Annotated in this window: 6 protein-coding genes; 4 read left to right on the top strand and 2 right to left on the bottom strand. The window is 59.2% G+C overall.

Translation table 11 applies throughout. From position 1 onward, the window contains the following. Positions 1-407: 407 nt before the first annotated feature. Complete coding sequence (locus JOY90_RS26220) at positions 408-1,148, top strand: PIG-L deacetylase family protein (protein WP_291694008.1); 741 nt, start codon at positions 408-410, stop codon at positions 1,146-1,148. A gap of 220 nt (positions 1,149-1,368) precedes the next feature. Continuing rightward, positions 1,369-1,566, top strand: coding sequence for a Flp family type IVb pilin (locus tag JOY90_RS26225; RefSeq protein ID WP_291694009.1), 198 nt, complete (start codon positions 1,369-1,371; stop codon positions 1,564-1,566). Between the two features lie 524 nt (positions 1,567-2,090). Here the strand turns inward: JOY90_RS26225 and JOY90_RS26230 are convergent. Together JOY90_RS26230 and JOY90_RS26235 are read right to left on the bottom strand one after the other, a co-directional pair. Next, positions 2,091-2,309, bottom strand: a complete 219-nt coding sequence (locus JOY90_RS26230; RefSeq protein WP_291694010.1) for a dodecin — start codon at positions 2,307-2,309, stop codon at positions 2,091-2,093. Positions 2,310-2,437: 128 nt separating this feature from the next. Then, entirely contained in the window at positions 2,438-2,797 is a 360-nt protein-coding gene (locus JOY90_RS26235) for a hypothetical protein (RefSeq protein WP_291694011.1), read from the bottom strand. Positions 2,798-3,009: 212 nt separating this feature from the next. Between JOY90_RS26235 and JOY90_RS26240 the strand changes: the two genes are divergently transcribed. Continuing rightward, positions 3,010-3,453, top strand: a complete 444-nt coding sequence (locus tag JOY90_RS26240) for a DUF2231 domain-containing protein (protein ID WP_291694013.1) — start codon at positions 3,010-3,012, stop codon at positions 3,451-3,453. Between the two features lie 20 nt (positions 3,454-3,473). Beyond that, a complete protein-coding gene (locus tag JOY90_RS26245) occupies positions 3,474-4,790 on the top strand; it encodes a sorbosone dehydrogenase family protein (protein ID WP_291694012.1) in 1,317 nt (438 codons plus the stop codon). Positions 4,791-5,028: the final 238 nt, after the last annotated feature.

Consider the following 5,028-nt stretch of genomic DNA (forward strand, 5'->3'; position numbering starts at 1 on the left):
GCTGCTGAAACCGACGAGGTTTTCCGGTAATTTAAGCGTTTCACCGTTGGCGCTTGTGGTTAGAAGCCCCCACGCGATTGCCGCACCGAGTAAAAGGGATTTCCACATGATCTCTTCTCCGCGGAGAGGTCAGTGGCCAGATTAGCCGCCGTTCACCCATGGGCGCAATGCGCCGCCGTGCCTCGCCTGTTCGCTTGCCCGCAAATCACGAAGCCAATTAAGCGCGACGGTGAGCACGAGCGAGGGTCGAGTCGCTCGCTCAGCAAAGCCTTCGGTTGCGTGGTGAACCAGCAATGACGGTGGCGGTCGCGCAACCGTGGCGGTGCGACAGCGTTTAATCGGGTCTCGTCGGGCATGGCGGGGGGTGCTGGATCGAGACCGACCAATCCGTTCCTGGAGCCGGAATCATGGTGTCCGCACAGAGCTTCCTTGACGCTGCTTGCAATTTTCCGTCGGCAACGCTCGATGATCTCTTGGGCGAAGGGGGCGCTGTGGTGGTGGCGCCTCATCCTGACGATGAGAGCCTGGGTTGCGGCGCTCTGATAGCAGCCGCTCGGGCGAAAGAACGGTCCGTCAAGGTGGTCGTGCTCTCCGACGGTACGGGCTCGCATCCCGGGTCGAACAAATACCCGAGGGAACGGTTGCGGCAGCTGCGCAAGCGCGAGGTGCGTAAGGCGGTCTCGTTGCTGGGTTTGCGCCGTGCCGACCTGAACTGCCTCGAGCTTCCAGATCGCTATGTCCCCAAATCAGGGCCTGAAGCGGAGAGCGCCGCCCGCGCTGTCGCGGAGCAGCTCCGCAAAGCGAGAGCAAATGCTCTTTTTACCACTTGGCGTCACGATCCGCATGTCGACCACCAGGCCGCCTATGACATCGCGCGCAAAGCCGTCGATCTGGTGCCGCGAGTGCGTCTCTTCGAATATGTCATCTGGGGGCGTGATCTCCCTCCCGAGAAGTTGGTGACGGAGGCGCCGCGAGGTTGGCGTTTCGACGGCGCCCGCGTGGTTGCTCTCAAGCAAGCGGCCATCGCCTGCCACCGCTCGCAGGTCACGGGCCTCATCGATGATGACCCGAAAAGATCCTGCCTCGGCCCCGATGTGCTGGCGCGCTTCGCGTCAAACGAGGAGATCTTCTTCGAAATCGATCCGTGACCGCATTTCACGGCGCCCGGTCACGTGGAATGCTTCTCGCATGGACCTGACAAAAGTTTCACCACACGAGCAGGATTTGCCTCAAGATGACACAAATTGCGAAACTAGCAGTGTATATCGAGAACACGAAACAGTTTTTCATGCCTATTAACGGCGGTGAAACGGGTTTCAATATTACTGGACGTGAGAAGCTTAGGGTTGGAACAGAAAAGACTTGGCCATGAAGCAAATCATCTTTTCGCGCCGACGCTGGCCTGGTCCGGTTTCCTTCTATCGCGACGAGGCTGGAGCGACAGCTATCGAGTATGGGCTCATTGCAGCGTTGATCTCAATCGTGATCGTCGCAGCCACCACGACCATGGGCACTCAGCTGGTCAAGACCTTTACCGCGGTGAAGAACGGTCTTGCCGGGAACTAGCGCCGTCGTGGCGCTCGTGTGCCGAGGTTCTGTGCCCTGTCAGCCGATGAAACCCAGCCCGGCATGGCGCGGGGCGAAACCTCACCTCCATCTCGTTGTGATTGCGATTTCGGTAGTTCCACCTTGCGAGAACATCTGCGATCGCGGAAAGAGTGGCACGATACCGCTAGGCCGCCCACACGTTTTGAGCGTTAGATCATGATGCCCCTATTTGCGACAAAATGAGGCGCAAAGCGAAGGATAAACCGACATTGCTGATTGCTTAACGCCGACGCATTATAGCGGAGCGATTCCGACGGACGCTCTTATTTCACCTTTCGTGGTCAGGCTGTTTCCGACAAATGGAACCTTTGGCGGGGCCAGCATCCCTCAAGTTGCGTGAGTTGAGTTCGCGCTCGTGTTCCGTATCGGGACGACGCTCCCTTGGACCAGGGCTTGCTCAGCGGCGAACGAATACCACCCTCAATGCGAGCCGCATCATTCTTTTAGATGTTTTCCGCCGCGCCGGATGGCAACAGTGAGGCTCAATATTCCAGGGTGAACCCCACACGCAATATGACTTGGTAATGGCGAACAGATCCATTGTCGATCTGGCCCCTCACTTGCACGACCTCGAACCATTTCATCTCGCGAATAGTCGTGGACGCGCGAGATATCGCGTTCTGAATCGCATCCTCGATGCCTTTTTCCGAGGATCCGACAAGTTCCAAGATTTTATAGACATGGTCATCCGCGCCGGGCATTTGCGCCGCTCCTTTAATGTCACGCTAAGGGGGCCCGGTCTGCGGGCCCCCACCTTTAGAGCGCTAAGCGATCAGACGCGGCGACGGCGGATCCGTTTTCAAAAAATGGGTGCCACCTTTGAGCAAAATCAACAGCCCTGGTCCATTTTCGCCGATTGGGCGTCCGTATCCAACGCCTGCTCGGTCGCGCTCGCCTGCCCTTGCTCCTCACCCATCTTGGAGGGGTTGGAGCTGCTGCCCATCGCCTGTTGAGCCGCGGTCGGTTGGCCTTGCTCCTGTCGTTGCGCATCTTCGGACGATGTCGCCTTGCCCTTTGTCATGCTGTTCATCGCGGCCGTCGGCGGATGGGCGTGCGTGGCAGTACCTGTCGCGCTTGTTTGCGCATTAGCCCCTACGGTGGGGCCAGAGCCCGCGTCTTTTTGTACGCATGGACCGGCCTGCGCCACTCCGCTTGTCAGGCAGAACGCGATACCGCCGATGAAAGCCAAGCTTCGTCGCTCCATTTGAGCCTCCCAAAGAAACCGATGTTTGAGCTGGTATTGATTAATCCCGCTCGGGGATCGGAGTTCCCAGCCCGGTCCCGGCATCGCCGCCCGCCGGTCGAAGCAGCTCAATGAGCAAAGGCGCGCCCCCGGAACTTCGAGCCGGCATCGTCGTTGCCGCCACATCGATGATGTCAGCCCACGAAGTGATCGACGCCATGCGAGACCTACACTCCACGCTGAGGATCGCCAGGCATCCGATCCATCCGATGCTGGTACCTTTCCCGATCGCCTGCTTCGTTGGAACTTTGCTCAGCGATCTTGCCTATTGGCGGACCATGGACGTGATGTGGGCTGATTTCTCGGCCTGGCTGGTCACGGTCGGTGTCATTCTCGGCGTAATCGCCGGCATTGCGGGCCTGATCGATTTTCTGGGCAATCGCCTGATTCGCGAGCAGAAATCCGCCTGGCCGCATGTTCTCGGCAATGCCGTGGTTTTGGTGCTCTCGTTCATCAACGCACTTGTGCACAGCCGCGATGCCTGGACGTCTGTCGTGCCGACTGGCCTCATCCTTTCGGCCGTATCCGTCACGATTCTGCTGTTCACCGGATGGTTCGGCTGGTCATTGGTCTATCGCCATCGCGTAGGAGTTGCCGAATGACACCTCCCCGGCTTCGCCGAATGGCGAAGGCGCGCTATCTCGCACCCATTTGGCTGTTGGCCCTGGCGCTCGCTGGATGCAACAGCGACGACCCCGATCCTCGCACCGAGATCGGCGCGCATCCAGATCTGCCGCCCATTCAGCAGTATCTGTTGGCACCGATCCACATTGCGCGGGTGGTCGGCTGGAGGGAAGGCGAAAAGCCGACCGTGCCACAAGGCCTGCAGGTGCAGGCTCTCGCCACTGGGCTGGAGCATCCCCGCTCGCTCCATGTCCTTCCGAACGGGGACATATTGGTTATCGAATCCCGGGCGCCGGATTTGCACAGCATCAGGCGGCCTAAGGATCTCATTATGGGTTGGATCGAATCGATGGCGACTTCAGCCGGCGAAAACCAAGGCAGCAATCGAATTACGCTGCTGCGGCTCAACGACACAGGGACGACCGAGGTCAGAAGCATCTTCCTCGACCATCTGAGCTCCCCCTTCGGCGTGGCCTTGGTCGGGAACGATCTCTACGTCGCCGACACCGACGCCATCATCCGCTATCCATATCACCCCGGCGATACGAAGATCACCGAGCCGGGCACCACCTTGACCCCATTGCCGGGCGGCCCGATCGACCACCATTGGACAAAGGATTTGGTCGCCAGCAAGGATGGATCCCTGCTCTATGTCGGCGTCGGCTCGAACAGCAACATCACTGAGAACGGCATGGAGGCTGAGAAGGACCGCGCCTGCATCTGGGAGGTGGACAGGGCCTCAGGGCGATTTCGTATCTTCGCCACAGGATTGCGCAATCCGAACGGACTGACCTTCGAACCGCAGACCGGCGCGCTCTGGACCGTGGTGAATGAGCGTGACGAGCTCGGGCCCAACCTCGTGCCCGACTACATGACCTCCGTGAAGGAGGGGGGCTTCTATGGTTGGCCCTACAGTTATTTCGGTCAACACCTCGATCCACGTGTGATGCCCCAGCGCCCCGATCTCGTCGCAAGCGCTATCGTTCCAGATTATGCGCTGAGCTCCCATGTCGCTCCGTTGGGATTGGTCTTTTACACGGGGACAAATCTTCCGGAGAGGTTTCGGGGAGGCGCATTCGTCGGCGAGCATGGCAGCTGGAACCGAAAGACCCTCAACGGCTACAAGGTCGTCTATATCCCGTTCGAGGGGGGTCATCCGAACGGGATGGCTGAAGACGTGGTCACCGGCTTTCTCAATTCTCAAGGGGAAGCGCGCGGCAGGCCCGTCGGGCTGGCGATTGACAGGGAAGGCGCGCTCCTCATCGCCGATGATGTCGGAAAGACAGTATGGCGTGTTTCCGCGGCGTCGAAATGAGCCGCTCATCGACCGGGTGGGCGCCCTAGGGGTCCGGACGCGACCAATCCAGGATATTGCGCGTGGGATTGTTCCGGTCGTTAGTCCAGAGCTTGAGACAATCGTTTTTTAATTAAAACCAAAGGTAAACGCCCGGATGATCGGTGTCGGTCACCTGACATCGGGCGCTCAGTCAGGTAATCTCGACATAGACGGTTCTCTTTCTCCAGGTCGGTGAAGCTGGGCGCGAGTGAATATT

It is taken from the genome of Bradyrhizobium sp. (genome assembly GCF_019242285.1).
Taxonomy (GTDB): domain Bacteria; phylum Pseudomonadota; class Alphaproteobacteria; order Rhizobiales; family Xanthobacteraceae; genus Bradyrhizobium.

Coding starts and splice junctions, on each gene's coding strand:
- JOY90_RS26220 (WP_291694008.1), top strand. CDS start 408: ATGGTGTCCGCACAGAGCTTCCTTGACGCTGCTTGCAATTTTCCGTCG.
- JOY90_RS26225 (WP_291694009.1), top strand. CDS start 1,369: ATGAAGCAAATCATCTTTTCGCGCCGACGCTGGCCTGGTCCGGTTTCC.
- JOY90_RS26230 (WP_291694010.1), bottom strand. CDS start 2,309: ATGCCCGGCGCGGATGACCATGTCTATAAAATCTTGGAACTTGTCGGA.
- JOY90_RS26240 (WP_291694013.1), top strand. CDS start 3,010: ATGCGAGACCTACACTCCACGCTGAGGATCGCCAGGCATCCGATCCAT.
- JOY90_RS26245 (WP_291694012.1), top strand. CDS start 3,474: ATGGCGAAGGCGCGCTATCTCGCACCCATTTGGCTGTTGGCCCTGGCG.